The following is an 18,365-nucleotide window of genomic DNA, read 5'->3' on the forward strand; positions in this document are numbered from 1 at the left end:
TTAGACGTCTGCAGCCTTTTTTTTGGGTGGAAAATAAAAAAGCCGTCAGTCATGACGGCAGTTAAAAGTAATTACGTTCCAAACTTTTTGTTGATTTCCTTAAGTTTACCGGATAACTGGAGAAATGACTTTTTGTCTCGAGAATCAATGGCGGCATCGATTTTTTGCAGTAATTTTTCTCTTTCGACTGTTAGCTGAATTTCGGACAGCAGCATTTCGATGTATAAATCCTGGACAAAGTTCTCTTTCAAGCGAGTGCGTTTCATGGCACCAAGTTTCATTAATTCCGTGTATGATTTTTCATTCATGAAAATCACCTCTGATACTTTTTAAAATTATATGGATTTTTTTGAAGAATATCATTGGTTTTTATAATTTTCAGATAAATATTTATTTAGCCTAAATTTTGTGAATAATTTAGGAACAGTTCAGAAAAGTAAGGGAATAAAAAACAAGGAGTGTTAAGATATGATGGATAAGATGAAAAAGGAGTTGAATGGATTGAAGCAAACCGAGATCGAAGATTATGAAATCAATTCACGTACGATGTTTGTAGAACCAGTGGTATATGGTAGTAAAATTTACTCGCGTGTAGTGGAAGTAGAAGATGAATTCTTGTTACCCTTTAAACCCTTGGATCTAATTAAAAAAAGTTGCAATTATTATGGTGTCGATTACGAAAGCAGGAAAAGAGGAACACGGCAACTAATTGGTTATTTCCGAAAACTCTCAATCATCATTGAACCAACTTACCACATCTATTTTTTTCCTACAGTTTCGCCGCTTAAACCTGAGTGTATATGGATAGCATTTGAACATGTGGAATGTTATCGCCGCGTAGCCGCACAAAAGACAATGATCACTTTCCGTAACAAAAAATCACATATACTTCAAGTTCCAGTAAGTACAATAGAAGTACAGATGTTAAGAACTTCATTATTAAAAACAAAGCTCATGCAAAGAATAGAAAGTAATGGGAGAAAGTTCTTTAATAAGGCAAATGGACCCCAGTTGATAAATGCATCGGAAAGCTCCCTAGAATACGATGCCTATTCGAAGGATCCAAAGTAAGGTTGCTTATTTCTAACAATTAACGGGACAGATGTTTTTTTAATAAATAGGCATCCATTATTTCTTGGACCTTATTTCGTATCCTTGGGTTAAAGTAATTATGGTTTTCTTCGTAGCCTTTATAGATAAACCTGTATAAAGTAAAAGCATCGTCCCGTTTTGTTTCAATTACCTGAAGTTTATTTTTTTTCATATAATGTTTTACTTCCGTCAATTCCTTCTGTATTTCCTTCATCGTTTCCTCAATCAAATCTAAATAGGGTTGTTTTAATTTAAAAGGGCTGTTTTCGACAACGGTTAAATCCCGGTTTAAGATAATTAGAACCATTGGCAAATACATTGCCTTCTCCATTATGTCTCGATCATCTTCGGGGATTCTGGTCATTTTTTTAGTCACACCTTTCATAGTAATGAGAACAAACGTTCTTCTTCATTTTACAAAAAAGGAACATTAAAAGCAATAGGACTTAACATAAACAAAACTCGTCATTTGGCGAGCTTTTTTTATTGAAATAATCAGTTATTATATGAGAAAGTTTTTATTAATAGAAGGATATCTGATAGGGGAAAATGAATTAAATGAAGAAACCCCTAAAGAGAAAAAACGGTCATATAAATAGGAGCATAAAAAACATGGATGAATAGGTGATAATCAATGAGATCTGATAAACATCAAGTGAAGAAAAAGAGACGATGGCCATCCGTTTTACTAGTATTCCTACTGCTAATTGGGGCGGTAGCGGGCTATGCTTATTATCAATACAAGCAAGGAGTTAACCAATCACTAAAAAAAATTGATAAAAAGGCTTCAAATGTTGTCTATACTTTCGAAGGGCAAAAGGATCAGTATGGGGGAACGAATATCCTTTTGCTTGGAAGTGATGCAAGAGGGAAAGAAAAGTCTCGAGCAGATACAATCATGATTGTTCATTATAATGAAGACAAAGGAACCTTTAAACTAACTTCAATTATGAGGGACAGTTACCTTGAGCTTCCAGGACATGGTAAACATAAGGTTAATTCAGCATTTGCACGCGGTGGACCAGAATTAATGAGGCAAACGATTAAGCAAAATTTTGATATTGACCTTCAATACTATGTCATTGTCGATTTTCAAGGCTTTGTGCAACTTATTGATGAAGCATTCCCTAATGGGGTAGAGATCGATGTAGAGAAAAAAATGTCAAAAAATATTGATGTAACTTTAGAGCCAGGTCTGCAAAAATTAAATGGAGAGGAAATGCTTGGTTATGTCCGTTACCGTCATGATGCTATTGGGGATTTTGGAAGGGTAGAACGTCAACAAAAGGCGGTTAAGGCTATCGGGGATCAATTGATGGGACTGCAAACGATTCCAAAGCTCCCTAAACTGATTGGAGTGGTGACGCCTTACGTAAATACAAATATGAAAACTTCAGACATAACATTTATGGCAAAGGATTTCTTTTCAAGTGATCGTGGAAATATTGATACGTTACGAATTCCTGTTGAAAATAGCTATTCGGATGCGCGTATAGCTGGGGAAGGAGCCGTATTAGATATCAATGTTGAAAAGAATAAAGAGGCACTTCATCAATTTATCACAAAGTAATCATTGGCATTGCTAATTCGTAAAAATAATGAGGAGAAATAGGATGGACATTGAATCATTAAGAGCTTGGTTTACGCTTGAACATATAATGAATCTAATTCGGGAATATCGAGCCCTTGGCCCCATACCTGGCATAATGCTTATTGTCATTGAAGCATTTTTGCCATTTCTCCCATTGTTTTTATTTGTAATGGCTAATGCCAGTGCTTTTGGACTTTGGTTTGGATTTTTATATTCATGGCTAGGAGCCTGTATTGGGGCGATACTCGTATTTTTACTAGTCAGAAGGTATGGGCAGCAAAGGTTATTATCTTTTTTGCCAAAGCACCCGCAGGTTCGTAAATTGATGGATTGGCTGGATTGTCATGGATTCGGCCCCCTCTTTTTATTGCTATGTTTTCCATTTACCCCCTCAGCTGTAGTGAACATAGTTGCAGGTCTTTCTAAAATTCGTCTTGCCCAATACATGTTAGCTGTGTGTATCGGGAAGATGGTGATGATATTCACAATTAGTTTTGTGGGCTATGATATCCAGTCATTGCTGACGAAGCCTCTTCGGACTGTTGTAGTATTGCTTATTATATTCATTCTTTGGTTTGTTGGTAAAAGAATTGAAGGCCGAATGAATAAGAGCACGGAAACTGACCATAATGGTGAAATAGATAGAAACTATAAGCAGGAGAAACGGAGGAGCGTTAATGAAGATTGAATGGAAAAAGGAAGGCATGGAGTGGGCTAAGGCTTTTGCGATTGGAATCATTATTTTTGCTTTTATTCGTACATTTTTCTTTTCAAATTATGTAGTCGAAGGCGAATCAATGATGCCAACGCTCCAGGATGGAAATAAGCTGGTAGTTAATAAGCTGGGTTATCAAGTGGGGGAATTGAATCGATTCGATGTGATTGTTTTTCATGCCAATGAAAAAGAGGATTTTGTAAAACGGATCATCGGCCTGCCGGGAGACAAGATTGAATATCGAGATGACCTATTGTATATTAATGGGCATAAGTATGATGAACCATTTTTAAATGTGTACAAACAAAAATCCCCTGGAATAAGGATTACTGGTGATTTCAGTTTAAAAGAAATTACCGGTGAAAATACTGTCCCTGACGGAAAGTTATTTGTCCTTGGTGATAATCGATTAGGAAGTTGGGACAGCCGACAATTTGGTTTTATATCGGCAAGTCAAGTCGTTGGTAAAGTTGATTTACGCTACTGGCCATTAAATGAAATGGACGTCCATTTTTAAATATTGAGATGAAGGCACTTACACGATGAAGAATCGTGTTTTTTTTTGTTTTAGGCTGTGTTAAACTTGTCTGTTAATTTCCGTTCCAGGCACTTCGCTTTCCGCGGGCGTGCCGGGGAGCCTCCTCGTCGCTTTGCTCCTGCGGGGTCTCCCCTGACCCGTACTCCCGCAGGAGTCTTCGTGCCTTCCACTGCAATCAACAGAGTGCCAAAATCAACATTAACCTTTAACACAGCCTTGTCTTAAAACCGTAGAATTTACCAATTATGGCTTGAATCTGTACATGGGTATTCCAAACGTTTGTGCTTATTTTATGATAGAATGGGAGATATAAAATTTAAGAGTGGTTGTGGAAAGCGAGGTTTTTACATGTCATTAAGAATGGTAATCGGGCGTTCAGGAAGCGGAAAGACAGCAATGTTTATAGAAGAAATAAAGGAGCGGCTTCTGGAAAAACCAGAAGGCACACCGATCATTTACATCGTTCCTGAACAGATGACTTTTTTATCTGAATATCGCTTGGCAACAGACCCAGCAATCGGCGGAATGATCCGCGCTCAAGTATATAGTTTTTCACGACTAGCGTGGCGGATCTTGCAAGAAACAGGCGGGATTAGCCGAATCCATTTAAGCAGTGTAGGGATGAGCATGCTCATTCGCAAAATTATTGAAGAGCAAAAGGAGCAGCTAGGGCTTTTTCAGCGTGCTGCCGATAAGACTGGATTTATCAAACAGCTTGAGCAAATGATCACTGAATTTAAACGATATTGTATTAGACCAGAGGAGTTAATTCAAAGCGCATTCCAATCTAATGGTGATGCAACAGCGGCCAATGCCTTAAATGATAAAATTAAAGATTTAGAAATTATTTATAAAAGGTTTGAGGATGAAATTTTTGGTAAATATATCGATTCAGAGGATTACTTTACACTCTTAGCGGAGAAAGTGTCCCATTCAACCTATTTAAAAGATGCAGAAATATATATTGATGGTTTTGATAGTTTTTCACCACAGGAATATCGGGTAATGGTGGAATTAATGAAACATTGCCAAACTGTTTCAATTGCACTAACAACCGATCACTTATCATTTGATACAGCCCCTGATGAACTTGATTTGTTCCGTTTGGCTGGTGGAGCATGCTTTTCTATTTATGATATAGCCAAAGCAAATGGGATCAAGATGGAATTGTCAGTCATTTTAAAAGAGCAAAAAAAATGGGCTGAGCCATCATTGCGTCATCTGGAAGAAAAATTTGATACGCGGCCAGTAGTACCATATTTGAATAATTCCCAAATTAATATTTGCCAAGCAGTAAACCGTAGAGCAGAGATTGAAGGGATTGCCAGAGAGATTCGTGATTTTGTCAGAACAAAGGGTTTCAGGTACCGGGATATCGCATTGTTAATCAGAAATGGGGGGGACTACCATGAGATTGTTGAACCAGTTTTCAACGATTATCAGATTCCCTATTTTATTGACCAAAAAAGGACGATGCTTAACCATCCTTTAATTGAATTAATTCGATCCAGTCTTGAGGTGATTAATTCTTACTGGCGCTATGAACCGGTATTTAGAGTGATTAAGACAGAATTATTATTCCCCCTTCAGGAAAATACCGCTAAAATGCGCGAGAGAATGGACAAACTAGAAAATTATTGTCTAGCATACGGAATAAACGGAAGTAAATGGACGAAAAAAGATCGTTGGAGCTATCGACGCATTAGAGGGCTGGAATTAGAGGTTAACTCTCAAACCGATGCGGAAAAAGAGATGGAACAAGAGTTAAATGAATTAAAACTGATGATTACTGCGCCGTTATTACGTCTATCAAGAAGGTTGAAAAAAGCCGATTCAGGACGAAAACTCTGCGAAGCCATCTATTTATTGCTAGAAGAATTGGATGTCCCAGCCAAGCTTGAAAAGTGGAAGGCAGATGCCGAGGAAAAGGGTAATTTGGTAAATATGCGTGAGCACGAACAAGTCTGGAATGCTGTCATCGATCTTCTCGATCAATATGTTGAAATACTTGGGGATGAGCCAGTCCCATTAAAGGCATTTGCGGCGGTGTTAGAGTCAGGTTTTGAATCCTTACATTTTTCACTTATTCCACCTGCACTTGACCAGGTTTTGGTTGGGGATTTAGAAAAATCAAGGCTGAATGAAATAAAAATTGTCTTTGTGGTGGGTGTCACTGAAGGAATATTGCCTGCAAAAATATCGGATGAAGGGATCCTCTCGGATGAAGACAGGGAAATGCTTTTGGCAGCTGGGGTCAATATCGCACCAAGCAGCAGGACACGCTTGCTCGATGAAAACTATCTAGCCTATAAAGCTTTTACTGCACCATCTGAAGTCCTTTTTGTGTGTTATCCACTTGCGAATGATGAAGGAAAAGCGCTAATTCCTTCTTCGTATATTAAGAGACTAAAAGATATGTTTCCAGAGGCAAATGAGCTTTTCTACGTTTCAGATCCATCACAAGTTTCGGAACGGAGTCAACTAAGTTTTATTTCAAATTTTACAACTACGTTGTCTTACCTCAATTCCCAACTGCAATGGAAAAAACGAGGTTACCCTATTTCTGATCTTTGGTGGGATGTTTATAACTACTATCTTGAGAGTTCAGGGAAGGACAAGGCCCAAAAAGTGTTTTCTAGCCTGTTTTATACGAACCCAACGGTAAAACTTTCTAAAGAGACAGCAGATGAATTATATGGCGAAGCAATTCAAGCTAGTGTTTCCAGAATGGAACTATATAACTCCTGTGCTTTTTCTCATTTTGCCGGGCATGGTTTAAAGCTCCGGGATCGCCAAGTATATCGGTTAGAGGCTCCTGATATCGGAGAGTTGTTTCATGCTGCCCTAAAACAGATTGCGGATATTGTCAATGAACAAAACCTTTCATGGGCTGAGCTTTCAAGGAAACAATGTGAAGAGCTTTCGAAAGAAGCCGTCATGACATTAGCTCCTAAACTGCAAAACGAAATATTATTAAGCTCAGAGCGACATCATTATATTAAAAGGAAATTAGAACAAATTATTACCCGTGCTTCTGTTGTTTTAAGTGAGCATGCTAAAGTGAGTGGTTTTTCACCGATTGGTTTGGAATTAGGATTTGGACCAAATGGAAAACTGCCGCCATTATCATTCTCATTGAAAAATGGGAAACGTATGGAGTTAGCTGGTAGAATTGATCGAGTCGATCAGGCAAAAGCAGCAGATGATAGCGTCTTTTTACGAGTAATTGATTACAAGTCAAGTGAAAAGGATGTCAATTTTAGTGAAGTGTATTATGGTCTTGCGCTGCAAATGTTAACATATCTTGATATTGTCATGACACATTCAAATGAATTGGTAGAGATGAAAGCCAGTCCCGCAGGTGTTCTCTATTTCCATGTTCATAATCCTTTTATTAATACAACCAAAATGTTGACGATCGATGAAATCGAAAAGGAAATGATGAAAAAATTTAAGATGAATGGATTAATGGTAAGTGATCAAAATGTAATCCGGCTTATGGACAAAACACTTGAATCGGGTGATTCACAAATTATTGCGGCTGGCATAAAAAAAGATGGGAATTTATCTAAAAAATCAAAAGTTGCCAGTCTATCAGAGTTTGATGACCTGAAAACTTATGTCCGTAAAATATATCTAAAAACAGGTAACGCTATAATTGATGGTCAGATTGATATAGCACCATATAAATTAAAGGATAAAACACCTTGTACATTTTGTTCTTATAAATCAGTTTGTCAATTTGACGAGGCCATTGAAACTAATCAATTCCGTGTTCTCACACCACACTCGAAGGAAGATGTACTAGAGTTGATTAGAAAGGAGGTTCGAGAATCATGAGTAAGATTGCTATTCCGCCCAAGCCAGAAAATGTAACATGGACTGATGACCAATGGAAGGCAATAATGGCAAAAGATAGAGACATACTCGTCGCGGCAGCGGCTGGTTCCGGAAAGACGGCTGTCCTCGTGGAAAGAATCATTCAAAAAATTCTTTCAAAGGAAGATCCGATTGATGTTGATGAATTATTAGTAGTGACCTTTACGAATGCATCGGCAGCTGAGATGCGGCATCGAATAGGGGAGGCGCTAGAAAAAGCTATTGATGCGGACCCAAGTTCTCGCCATTTAAGAAAACAGCTCAGCTTATTAAACAAAGCATCTATTTCAACTCTTCACTCCTTTTGTATGGAAGTCATCCGAAAATATTATTACTTAATCGACGTAGACCCAGGGTTTCGAATTGCTGATGAAACAGAGGCGCAATTAATCCGAGATGAAGTGATGGACGAGTTATTTGAAGAAGAATATAGCCAAAAAGATAATGAAACCTTTTTTAACCTGGTGGATTCATTCACTAATGACCGCAGCGATGCTGCTTTAATGGATATTGTTCGGTCTATTTACGATTTTGCTAGCTCAAATCCAGAGCCAGATCAATATTTACGGTCAATAATAAATATGTATGATGTTTCATCGATTCATAATATAGAGGACCTTCCCTTTATACAGGACCTGCTTTTTGATATTGAACTACAATTAGAAGCGGCTAGAGAAATGATAAACCGGGGGCTGGAAGTAACGAAGCTCCCAGGCGGACCAGCTCCAAGAGCCGAAAATTTTCTAGATGATTTAATGGTAATTGATACTCTTCTACTTGCGAAAAAGGACTCTTGGGAAACACTTTATCAAGCATTAATGACCTGGTCTTTTTCACGGGCAAAACAAGTGAAAGGTGATCACTTTGATAAAGAACTAACGGAGAAGGCCCAAAAACTCCGCGATAAAGCAAAGAAAAAAATTCAAGATATAAAAGGGGAATTATTCTCTCGAAAACCTGAGAGCTTTTTACGTGATATGGAAGAGATGCGGCCATTAATAGAAACATTGGTTCATCTTGTGAAGGAATTTTCCCAGCGGTTTGCAAAGGTGAAAAGAGAAAAAGGACTTGTCGATTATGCAGATTTAGAACATTACTGCCTTGGCATTTTGACAAAGGAAATCTCAACCGAGGGTGAATTTCTTCCATCGGAAGCGGCTCTCGCATACCAAAGGCATTTTAAAGAAGTCTATTGTGATGAATATCAAGACACAAATATGGTGCAGGAAACCATCCTGAAACTTGTAACGAAGAAAGAAGAGCACAATGGAAATATGTTTATGGTCGGAGATGTTAAACAGTCCATTTACCGCTTTCGATTGGCCGAGCCAAACCTTTTCTTAGGCAAGTATACCCGCTTTAAAGTTGACGGAGAGTCAACGGGATTACGTATTGATTTAGCACGAAATTTCCGAAGCAGAAGTGAAGTACTCGATGCTACCAATTATTTATTTAAACAAATTATGGGTGTCAAGGTTGGTGAAATCGAATATGACGAGGCGGCAGAGTTACGTGCAGGTGCACCCTATCCCGAAGATGAACCCTTTCCGGTTGAACTTCTGCTTATTAACCAAAACGTTGAAGAAAGGGAATCATCAACTGAGACATCTGAAAGTGAGGCAGGTGCACAGGAGGAACTGGAAGAATTTGATGCAGTTGGACTGGAACAATCCCAACTCGAAGCAAGGGTTATTGCATCTAAAATTAAGGAATTAGTAGCTACTGGAGCACCAGTATATAATCCAAAAACGAAATCTACTCGGCCGCTCATGTATCGGGATACAGTTATACTGCTCCGTTCGATGACATGGGCGCCGCAGATCATTGAAGAATTTAAGCAGCAAGGGATTCCCGTATATGCCAGCCTCTCAACGGGGTACTTTAACGCAACGGAAGTAGCCATTATGATTTCACTCCTGCGTGTTATTGATAATCCATTCCAAGACATCCCCCTTGCGGCTGTATTACGGTCCCCCATCGTTGGGTTGAACGAGGAGGAACTATCAATAATCCGCATTCATCAGAAACGAGGCTCATTTTGGGAAGCAGTTTCTGCATTTTGTAAGAGTAAACAAGCTGAAAATACGGCTGGATTTTACGAAAAACTGCGCCGCTTTTATGACTTTTTAACAGAATGGCGCTCTATGGCAAGACAGGGATCTTTGTCTGAGTTAATTTGGCAGTTATACAGAGATACCCAGTTTTATGATTTTGTCGGAGGCTTACCGGGAGGAAAGCAGCGACAGGCAAACCTGCGTGCACTATATGATAGAGCACGGCAATATGAACATACTTCTTTCCGTGGTCTGTTCCGGTTCCTACGGTTTATTGAACGAATGATGGAAAGAGGAGACGATCTCGGGGCTGCAAGGTCACTTGGAGAGCAAGAGGACGTTGTCCGAATTATGACTATTCATAGCAGCAAAGGGCTTGAATTTCCCGTCGTATTCATGGCAGGAATGGCTCGAACCTTTAATATGGCTGATATACGTAAACCATATATGTTGGATAAAGAATATGGATTTGCTTCTAAGTATGTAAATGCAGAAAAAAGAATTTCGTACCCTTCCTTACCACAAATTGCTTTTAAGCGAAAAAAGAAAATGGAAATGCTCGCCGAAGAAATGCGTGTCTTATATGTAGCGATGACTAGGGCTAAGGAAAAACTTTACCTAACCGCAACATTAAAAGATGCGCTGAAAAAAATTGATCAATGGAATGATGTTGCAGCTAATACAGAATGGCTGTTGAAAGATTACGAACGGGCAGCAGTTTCAAGCTATATTGATTGGATTGGTCCTGCCCTTGTTCGCCATCAAAACAGTAACGAATTAAGGGTTAATGAAACAATAAATCCCCTTATACCTGAGGAAATCACAAATCACCCTTCCGTATGGAAAATTTCTTTGCTAAGTGCTGAAGAGGTGAAGCAGAATGAAACAGAAAAAGATATAGAAGAAAATCAACTACTTGAACGTGTGCAAAAAGGTGAACTTGTCGAGACTACGTCACCATTCGCTGAAGAAATTAAGTCCCGCTTAGATTGGGAATATTCTTTTACGAATGCAGCAAGCCATCGTTCGAAACAATCGGTTTCTGAAATAAAGCGCCAAAGGGAAATGGCAGATGAACAAAGTGGGACCGACCTTGTAAACCATTTAAAAAAATCAATCGTAAAACGACCTAAATTTATGCAGGAAAAGCAATTAAGCCCGGCCGAACGAGGCTCTGCTATGCATATGGTCATGCAACACGTTGATTTAACTAAACCAGTGAATCAGGAATCGCTTCAGGAACAATTAACATGGATGATCAATAATGAATTATTAACCCCCGAACAGGCTGCAGTAATCGATAAAAATTTGATTATTCAATTTTTTGATTCCAATTTGGGGCAAAGGTACTTTACTGCTAAAACAATCAACAGAGAAGTTCCATTTACACTTTCCATGCATGCTCGTGATGTGTATCCTAATTGGAACGAGGAAGATGAATCTGTGTTTGTCCAAGGGATTATTGACTGCATCTTAGAGGATGAAGATGGGCTGGTTTTGGTGGATTATAAGTCAGATCGGATAACTGATCGCTATAAAGGCGGGTTTGAACAAGCTAAGATAATTCTTGAAAACCGCTACAAGATGCAAATTAACTTATATACCCGTGCAATTGAACAAATCTGGAAAAGAAAGGTCAATGAGAGGTATTTGTTTTTCTTTGACGGGGCTCATATTTTGAAGGTTGAGAAGGATTAATTCAATAAAAAATGACATAGACCATCTTGTGGTTTATGTCATTTTTTTAATTATTACCCACAATTGGCTGATCGACTACTTTCGTATCAAGTACATTTGTACCACTTAATCCCGAATTCGTCACGATGAATCCACCGGTATTAAATGCACCTGAGCCTGCATTTGCCTTAGAGGCACTCTTTGGAGAGATATACACCGTATCGCCAAATTGCACAATACCGCCACCTACGTTAACAATTTGGACGGGACCGATAATCGCTGGCATACCAAACATCCTTTTTAGTAAACTTAGTTATATCCTTAAGAGTAACTTATGCATTTATTGTTGTCCTTGTTCTCCTTCGTCTTCTTCATTTCTAGGACTTGGACCTAACTGTCGAATATGCTTAATTCTAGCTTCCATGGAAACATGACGGCTGCTCCCAACGTGCAAGAGGGAAGATGAAGATATCCCCGTAATATCAATTCGGCCAACCTTAATTAAAGGGTTTGGATTTTGACGGGAGTATGTGAAAGATTCATTAATAGGAAGAAAAGGTATTGGTTCAGAATAGACTCTGTAAGGGGATAAATTCCCTTCATTTCCATAGAACACTTCTTCCTCCCTTTGGACCGCGAGTGCTCTAGAAAGACTATTTATAATACAGGAATCCCCTAACTGTACCGTAGAGGAAAAAGAGACGATTTTAATATTAATCGTGTCTACACAAGAGGTTCTCTGCAGCATGTTGTTCACTCCACTGATAGCGGAACAAAAGGACCAATAATTAATGATTCCGCAGGGGTATCAAAAGTAGAGGCTAACTGGATTGTCTCTGTATCGCCTACCATTACTAACGAGGAACTTGACACCCCAGTGATTTTTATGTTTTGGACAAAGAGTTCGCGGTTATAAACTACAAAGTTCATTCCGTATGCATCCCTTTCAGGTTATCAGGTAAATTACTAAAAAAAACCATTACCCCATTTTGAATTTCCTTCTTTAATGCTTCAATAATTAAATCATCTGACGGGGCATCTTCAATCGTGCGATTGTCCGAGGATTTGGTGTTTAAATGATGTTCGATCCTACTCGGAAGCTGTTTAATGATGTCTTGTTTTATGAATGCTAAATACTCGTCATTTGGTAGAACGTTCAATTCTCTCTGAGTAGCTTCCACGATCGGTGGTAAATCCGATTCTAAATATCTATAAATGGCTTCCTCAATTTTCATTGATCTTTGCATTTGATGTTTTGGTGAGATTGGGGTGGATAAGGATTGATTTTGGACCGCAAAATCTTCAATTCCTGCTAATTCGGATGGATTTAGACCAATGTTTAACGTTCCTTCAAGTGTCTCTACCTTTAGTTGATCAAATTTATATTCAATTTTGTCTACATGGATGGCCTGTTTTTCACATAATTGTTTGATTTCTGCTTGCATTTTTTGGAGAGTGCTCTCTAAAGATAGAATTCTCTGCTCCTGAGCTTGAATACACATCTGTAGCCATTGAAGATATTGGGAATAATCCTGATACATGTAATCACCTCACAATTATTTCGCCAATAAACGTATCGATTTTCATAAGATAGGCGGCTTATTTATCCGGTTTTCTTACCGAGGCTTGTAGGGGGACTGCTGGTGTCCCTAATAAAGAGCCCGAAGATTTGATTGTTTGTGGTGCAGGTCCAGTAAATCCGCCAGTATTATATAAATGAGCCGTAGGTTTAATAATCCCAGCACTGCCTATTTGTAAGACTGAGGAATTGGTAATCCCGCCAATTTTAATGAAATTAATCTGAATGGACTGCTGGATATAAAAGTTCATTTAAAATCACCCATTCATTAAGCATTTAGTGCAATCCCTTGATCGTAAACATCTGAATCAGTTGTGTTGGTGGAACTTACATTATTTTGAAGCTGTAAGCTATCCCCAGTGTTAAAGGAACCAGCGCCAGAAAATGTTTTTGCGGTAGAAAATGGCATGATTTTATATACATCGCCAATATGGAAAACAGAACTGCTGCCAAGTGTAATGACCTGCGCAACTCCAACAATTGCTGGCATTTTCAACACCCTTTTTTTCATAGTATCTTCTACATCCTATGTATAGGCAAAGGTAATGTGATTGATTCGCCTAAATAAATTGAAATCAGTAGTTATTTATTTTGTAAGAAAATAAGCGAAAATAGTTATAAATAACTATTACTTTCGTCAAAAAATGATATATTGGTAGGATTTTCGATAATTGAAAAAGGGACTATTATAGGATTAAGAGATCAGTCGGAAATAAACACTGTTTCTCGATAAAGGCAAACCTGATGAAAATCAGTGACGCAAAGCTAAAGGGGCTAAGGTGCATGTGCACTAAGCCAGCCAGTTACCGAAAGATTAGGGTGTTTCATAATGGTTATTCTATGTGTGCATAGGTGTTCTATGTATCTATGGATAATCTATGAATTTTATCCCCCCTTTGGTAAAGGCGGGGCTATTTCTATTTCGCGGAGGTGAAGACTAATCGACTGCTTAACCTGTTTTGGACCCATAAATCCCCTTATTTTAGATGAAGATGTTTCAGAGGTTATGGTAAATGGACCTAACCAGGTGTACTGTGAACGAAAAGGGAAATTGGTATTAACATCAGTACAATTCCGTGACAATGAACATGTCATGGCTATGATCGACAGAATTCTTACCCCGCTTGGATGGAGAATCGATGAAAGTTCGCCAATGGTAGATGCTAGGCTGCCTGATGGCTTACGTGTTAATGCAATCATTCCTCCCCTTGCATTAAATGGACCAGCCGTTACTATCAGGAAGCTTTCAAAGTATCCCTACCAAATTGAAGATTTAATCAACTTTGGGACAGTGACAGAGGAAATGGCATTTTTTCTAGATGCATGCGTGAAAGCCCGGTTGAATATGTTTGTTAGCGGTGGCCCGGGGTCTGGTAAAACAACCACTCTGAATGCCCTTTCTAATTTTATTCCAGATGAAGAAAAGATCGTAACCGTTGAGGATGCAGCCGAGATTCAGTTGGGACAGGAGCATGTAATATCACTAGAGCTACGACCTTCCGAAATAAAAGGTAAAAGAGCCATTTCGATTCGGGAGCTTCTCAAGAGATCGTTACGAATGAGACCTGACCGTGTTATTCTCGGAGAAGTCCGTGGTGGAGAAGCGCTTGATATGCTTCAGGCAATGAATTCTGGCCATGATGGTTCACTTGCTACAGGGCACTCATATAGTCCAAGGGATATGATTAGCCGTTTGGAAACAATGGTCCTTTTAGCAGGAATGGATAATTCGATTAAAGCCATACGAGAGCAAATTGCCGGTGCAATCGATGTGATTATACAGCAAACCCGTTTAATGGATGGAACAAGGAAAATTATCAATATTACTGAAGTTCAAGGAATGGAAGGAGACAATATCGTTCTGCAAGACATCTTTTCCTTTAAACAAAAAGGACTTAATTCTGAGGGGAAAATTATTGGACAACTTATACCGACTGGTGTCCGCCCAAAATTTTATGATCGCCTAGAGGCATCAGGGATTCATATTCCGGCGTCATTGTTTAAAGAAAATAAAGTGCAATGGCATTAATTTATGAATACTTAAGGGCTGAATTCCTATTGGATATAGGGTTCAGCCTTTTTTAATAAAGTTAAATCCATAATTGATAGATTGTGTTCCTATGTTTGTTACTATATTTGACTTACTTTTTTTCGTGTTTATTAACTGTTTATGGTATGATAAGGTTCGAATTAAATGAAATTTCATACATAAGGAGGAACTATATTGATTCACGGTCATATTACGGCATGGCTTTTAGCATTAATTCTATTTGTTGTGGCACTTTTTTTACATAAGGGTGGAAAAGAAAAAGGTGCAAAAGTTGTTAAAATGATTTTACGAGTATTATATTTGCTTATTATTGCAACAGGTGCAGGGCTTTTATTTTCGGTTTACAAAATTGATGTTTGGTATGTTTTAAAAGCGGTTGTCGGACTTTGGGTAATCGGATTATTCGAAATGATTCTTAGCCGTGTGGCTAATAACAGAAGAACTTCTGTATTTTGGATTCAGTTTGTTGTTGCATGGGTTCTTGTTTTATATCTAGGTGGAAGATTGCCAATGTCATTTTTACACCCATAATTTTAATGTTATCTTGTAAAGGCTGTCGAACAATTCGACAGTCTTTTATATTCGCAAGAATAATAAACAACGTGACAACTGCTAAGTTTGGTTTTAATATTGAAATTAGTAGAGAGGAGAGGGATCCATATGCTTGTAAAAGTGTTTGCTAATCTCCGGCAAATTTGTGGTGGAGTAACGGTTGATGTTCAGCCTGATGGTGAAAGAGTAATAGATGTACTGGATAAAATGATAGAGATGTTTCCGTCTTTAAGAGATGAAATCTTTACAGCAGAAAAGGAACTGCTTCCATTTGTTCATGTCTATGTAAATGGGAGAAATATTATCCATCTCGACGACTTAGAAACGAAAGTGGATGAGAAGGATCAATTTGCTCTATTTCCGCCAGTAGCTGGTGGGTAATATGGAAATAAGAGATTTAGAATTTCGTGGGATAAAGATTGAACATCTAGGTATGTATTTTGAAGAATTAGGTGCCAAACAAGTGACTGACAAGTTCCCTTACATTTATGAAGCGGAAAACTGGAGGGGATATATACTTTCGGAAGAGGAAATTTCATTTACTTCAATTTTTAAAGTTAATACAGTCAAAGTTCGTTTTTGTGCAAATGAAGCTCAAACTCTTGATGAATTAATCAAAAATTACCGCTATAAAACAACGAGAATAGGGGGGTAACCTCTATCAACAAAGCTTCTGCGCCTTTATGGGCAGAAGCTTTATTAATATTTTTCTTAGACTGTTTGCTTTACTTCAGGATCGATAATACCCAATTCACGAAGTTTCTCATCTGTGACGAGGCCGTCTTTCCAGCCGCGGACTTGGTAATATTCTTCAAGCATGATATCCATTCGGCTTACATGACCTGCACTGTTTCCAGATGCTGGTTCTTCCGTAAAACGTTTTGGTAGGAAGTCGTCCTCGCGTTTATTAAATCCAGCTAGGTTATTGTAATACCGTTCAAGATTATAGATTCTCTCCCCAGCCTTCATTACATCCTCAGCAGTAAGCTGATTTCCTGTCATTGCACTATATTGCTCAGCATAATGCTCTGCGTTTTCTGAGAAGGAGGAGAACTTACAAATATTCATTGAATCGGAGAATGCTAGCATGTCTTGGAATACCTTTAATAATTCGCCTTTTCCTTCTGGCTTTAAGCGGTCAGTTGGTTCAGGGATACCGGCAATTTCACTGGCAACTGTGTATCCGCGCAGATGGCAGGCACCGCGGTTACTTGTTGCATAACCAAGTCCAATACCTTGAATTCCACGTGGGTCATATGCAGGGATTGACTGACCTTTAACAGACATGGACAGTTCAGGTTTTCCCCAAGATGCTGCTGCACGTGCTGGTCCTTCAGCAAGAATCCCTCCGAAGCCTTCACGGTGTGCAATCTTCTTGGTTAATTCAATCATAGAATCGGCATCACCCCAGACTAATTCCTCTGAAATGATTCCTTTCTCATAAGCTTCCATTGTAACAGAGAAGCAGTGACCCAGTTCAATTGTATCTAGACCATACTCATTACAACGGTCGATCATATATGAAATCGCTTCCGCATCACTTAGTAAACAGTTCGAACCAAGTGACCAGGCAGATTCAAATTCAATACTTTCTACACGAGTTTTGTATTTGCCATCTTTTACTTCTACTTCGATTTTACAGCCAACTGGGCAGGCATGGCAGGTATTATTGGCTACACGTAAATTCGTGTTATAATATTCACCGCTATGTTTCTCTGCTTCATCCCAGTGTGTTAGTTGGGAATTCTTAGTTGGAAGCGCTCCCACCTCATTGATTAAGTTAGTTAATACATTTGTTCCATAGACGGATAAACCACCTTTATTAGGTGCAGTTAAGCCCCCATCAAGGATTGCTTTGACGGCTTTTTTATTGGCATCTTTGTAATCAGTATCCAATTTTGGCTGCGGCATATTGCCTTTTTGAGGAGCTTTAATAACAATCGCTTTTAACTTTTTAAAGCCTGCAACTGCAGCAGTACCACCGCGGCCAGCTGCCCGGTCATGTTCATTAATAAATGAGGCAAAGCGTACAGTGTTTTCACCCGCTTGACCAATAGTCATTACACTTAGATCTGATTCTCCATGTTCATCTTTCATTGCTTGGATAAAAGCTCTAGTGCTAGTTCCCCATAAGTTAGATGCATCCCGAAGCACTGCTTTGCCATCTTCAATAAATAGGTATACGGGCTTGTCGCTTTTTCCTGAAAAAATAATATTATCCACTCCAGCCCACTTTAGACGTGCTGCTGTCCATCCACCAATGTGAGAATCTGTAACTGTACCAGTTAAAGGTGATTTTGTGACAACACAAAGGCGTCCGCTCATGGAAGAACGTGATCCTGTGACAGGACCTGTCATGATACATAGGATGTTTTCCGCAGATAATGGCTCGACTTCAGGGCCGTTATCTAACACATACTTAACTCCAAGGCCGCGGCCGCCTATGTATTTTTTTGCATCTTCTTCATTGATGGCCCGATAATTTATTACCCCATTTGTTAAATCGACCAAGACTTCTTTGTTTTTAAAACCGCCTAGATTCAAATTTTTCCCCTCCACTTCTAATTTTAAGGAATAGATATGCATCTCTTATAATATTAGAAAATGATATAAGAGATTCCTTCCAAAATTATACTTA

General features: G+C 38.7%; 19 protein-coding genes and 1 riboswitch. Of the genes, 10 read left to right on the top strand and 9 right to left on the bottom strand.

The window, feature by feature from the left end:
* Positions 1 to 71: 71 nt before the first annotated feature.
* Positions 72 to 308 (bottom strand): IDEAL domain-containing protein, encoded by a 237-nt coding sequence (locus tag QNH17_RS06675; RefSeq protein WP_283877970.1) that lies wholly within the window; start codon positions 306 to 308, stop codon positions 72 to 74.
* Between the two features lie 160 nt (positions 309 to 468).
* Between QNH17_RS06675 and QNH17_RS06680 the strand changes: the two genes are divergently transcribed.
* On the top strand, positions 469 to 1,071 hold the full coding sequence (locus tag QNH17_RS06680; protein WP_283877971.1) for a competence protein ComK: 603 nt from the start codon (positions 469 to 471) through the stop codon (positions 1,069 to 1,071).
* Between the two features lie 19 nt (positions 1,072 to 1,090).
* On the opposite strand, the gene QNH17_RS06685 is transcribed toward QNH17_RS06680, so the two are convergent.
* Positions 1,091 to 1,456, bottom strand: coding sequence for a YhjD family protein (locus QNH17_RS06685; protein ID WP_283877972.1), 366 nt, complete (start codon positions 1,454 to 1,456; stop codon positions 1,091 to 1,093).
* Between the two features lie 270 nt (positions 1,457 to 1,726).
* On the opposite strand from QNH17_RS06685, the gene QNH17_RS06690 reads away from it, so the two are divergent.
* The 5 genes from QNH17_RS06690 to addA all read left to right on the top strand — a co-directional run bounded on the left by QNH17_RS06690 (position 1,727) and on the right by addA (position 11,567).
* A complete protein-coding gene (locus QNH17_RS06690) occupies positions 1,727 to 2,662 on the top strand; it encodes an LCP family protein (protein WP_283877973.1) in 936 nt (311 codons plus the stop codon).
* A gap of 43 nt (positions 2,663 to 2,705) precedes the next feature.
* The gene (locus tag QNH17_RS06695) at positions 2,706 to 3,371 is read left to right on the top strand and encodes a TVP38/TMEM64 family protein (RefSeq protein WP_283877974.1); all 666 of its coding nucleotides are present in this window, start codon (positions 2,706 to 2,708) and stop codon (positions 3,369 to 3,371) included.
* Positions 3,361 to 3,915 (top strand): signal peptidase I, encoded by a 555-nt coding sequence (lepB, locus tag QNH17_RS06700; RefSeq protein ID WP_144553548.1) that lies wholly within the window; start codon positions 3,361 to 3,363, stop codon positions 3,913 to 3,915. The genes QNH17_RS06695 and lepB overlap by 11 nt, the downstream gene beginning before the upstream one ends.
* A gap of 369 nt (positions 3,916 to 4,284) precedes the next feature.
* Entirely contained in the window at positions 4,285 to 7,776 is a 3,492-nt protein-coding gene (gene addB / locus QNH17_RS06705; protein ID WP_283877975.1) for a helicase-exonuclease AddAB subunit AddB, read from the top strand.
* Positions 7,773 to 11,567 carry a helicase-exonuclease AddAB subunit AddA gene (gene addA, locus QNH17_RS06710; RefSeq protein ID WP_283877976.1) on the top strand — a complete coding sequence of 1,265 codons (3,795 nt, stop codon included), beginning with the start codon at positions 7,773 to 7,775 and terminating at the stop codon, positions 11,565 to 11,567. The genes addB and addA overlap by 4 nt, the downstream gene beginning before the upstream one ends.
* A 46-nt stretch (positions 11,568 to 11,613) precedes the next feature.
* On the opposite strand, the gene QNH17_RS06715 is transcribed toward addA, so the two are convergent.
* The 6 genes from QNH17_RS06715 to QNH17_RS06740 are packed head-to-tail and all read right to left on the bottom strand — an operon-like array spanning position 11,614 to position 13,615.
* Positions 11,614 to 11,832 (bottom strand): spore germination protein, encoded by a 219-nt coding sequence (locus tag QNH17_RS06715; protein WP_144553554.1) that lies wholly within the window; start codon positions 11,830 to 11,832, stop codon positions 11,614 to 11,616.
* 54 nt (positions 11,833 to 11,886) lie between these two features.
* The gene (locus QNH17_RS06720; protein ID WP_283877977.1) at positions 11,887 to 12,294 is read right to left on the bottom strand and encodes a spore germination protein GerPE; all 408 of its coding nucleotides are present in this window, start codon (positions 12,292 to 12,294) and stop codon (positions 11,887 to 11,889) included.
* Between the two features lie 5 nt (positions 12,295 to 12,299).
* Entirely contained in the window at positions 12,300 to 12,476 is a 177-nt protein-coding gene (locus tag QNH17_RS06725; RefSeq protein WP_144553558.1) for a spore gernimation protein GerPD, read from the bottom strand.
* On the bottom strand, positions 12,473 to 13,087 hold the full coding sequence (gene gerPC / locus QNH17_RS06730) for a spore germination protein GerPC (RefSeq protein WP_283877978.1): 615 nt from the start codon (positions 13,085 to 13,087) through the stop codon (positions 12,473 to 12,475). The genes QNH17_RS06725 and gerPC overlap by 4 nt, the downstream gene beginning before the upstream one ends.
* A gap of 58 nt (positions 13,088 to 13,145) precedes the next feature.
* Positions 13,146 to 13,376: a spore germination protein GerPB gene (locus QNH17_RS06735; protein ID WP_283877979.1), complete on the bottom strand. Its 231-nt coding sequence runs from the start codon at positions 13,374 to 13,376 to the stop codon at positions 13,146 to 13,148.
* A gap of 17 nt (positions 13,377 to 13,393) precedes the next feature.
* Positions 13,394 to 13,615 (bottom strand): spore germination protein, encoded by a 222-nt coding sequence (locus tag QNH17_RS06740; protein ID WP_283877980.1) that lies wholly within the window; start codon positions 13,613 to 13,615, stop codon positions 13,394 to 13,396.
* 234 nt (positions 13,616 to 13,849) lie between these two features.
* A riboswitch (cyclic di-GMP riboswitch) is annotated at positions 13,850 to 13,936 on the top strand.
* Positions 13,937 to 14,092: 156 nt separating this feature from the next.
* Between QNH17_RS06740 and QNH17_RS06745 the strand changes: the two genes are divergently transcribed.
* The 4 genes from QNH17_RS06745 (at position 14,093) to QNH17_RS06760 (ending at position 16,382) form a co-directional block, all read left to right on the top strand.
* Positions 14,093 to 15,154, top strand: coding sequence for a TadA family conjugal transfer-associated ATPase (locus QNH17_RS06745; RefSeq protein WP_481858615.1), 1,062 nt, complete (start codon positions 14,093 to 14,095; stop codon positions 15,152 to 15,154).
* 195 nt (positions 15,155 to 15,349) lie between these two features.
* Positions 15,350 to 15,706, top strand: coding sequence for a YisL family protein (locus QNH17_RS06750; protein WP_283877981.1), 357 nt, complete (start codon positions 15,350 to 15,352; stop codon positions 15,704 to 15,706).
* Between the two features lie 129 nt (positions 15,707 to 15,835).
* Positions 15,836 to 16,108 carry a ubiquitin-like small modifier protein 1 gene (locus QNH17_RS06755; RefSeq protein ID WP_283877982.1) on the top strand — a complete coding sequence of 91 codons (273 nt, stop codon included), beginning with the start codon at positions 15,836 to 15,838 and terminating at the stop codon, positions 16,106 to 16,108.
* Position 16,109: 1 nt separating this feature from the next.
* Positions 16,110 to 16,382 (top strand): MoaD-like domain-containing protein, encoded by a 273-nt coding sequence (locus QNH17_RS06760; protein WP_283877983.1) that lies wholly within the window; start codon positions 16,110 to 16,112, stop codon positions 16,380 to 16,382.
* A gap of 56 nt (positions 16,383 to 16,438) precedes the next feature.
* On the opposite strand, the gene QNH17_RS06765 is transcribed toward QNH17_RS06760, so the two are convergent.
* On the bottom strand, positions 16,439 to 18,271 hold the full coding sequence (locus QNH17_RS06765; protein ID WP_283877984.1) for an aldehyde ferredoxin oxidoreductase family protein: 1,833 nt from the start codon (positions 18,269 to 18,271) through the stop codon (positions 16,439 to 16,441).
* Positions 18,272 to 18,365 lie beyond the last annotated feature (94 nt).

Origin of the sequence: Neobacillus sp. SuZ13 (assembly GCF_030123365.1) — a bacterium.
In the GTDB taxonomy this organism is placed as follows: Bacteria; Bacillota; Bacilli; order Bacillales; family Cytobacillaceae; genus Neobacillus.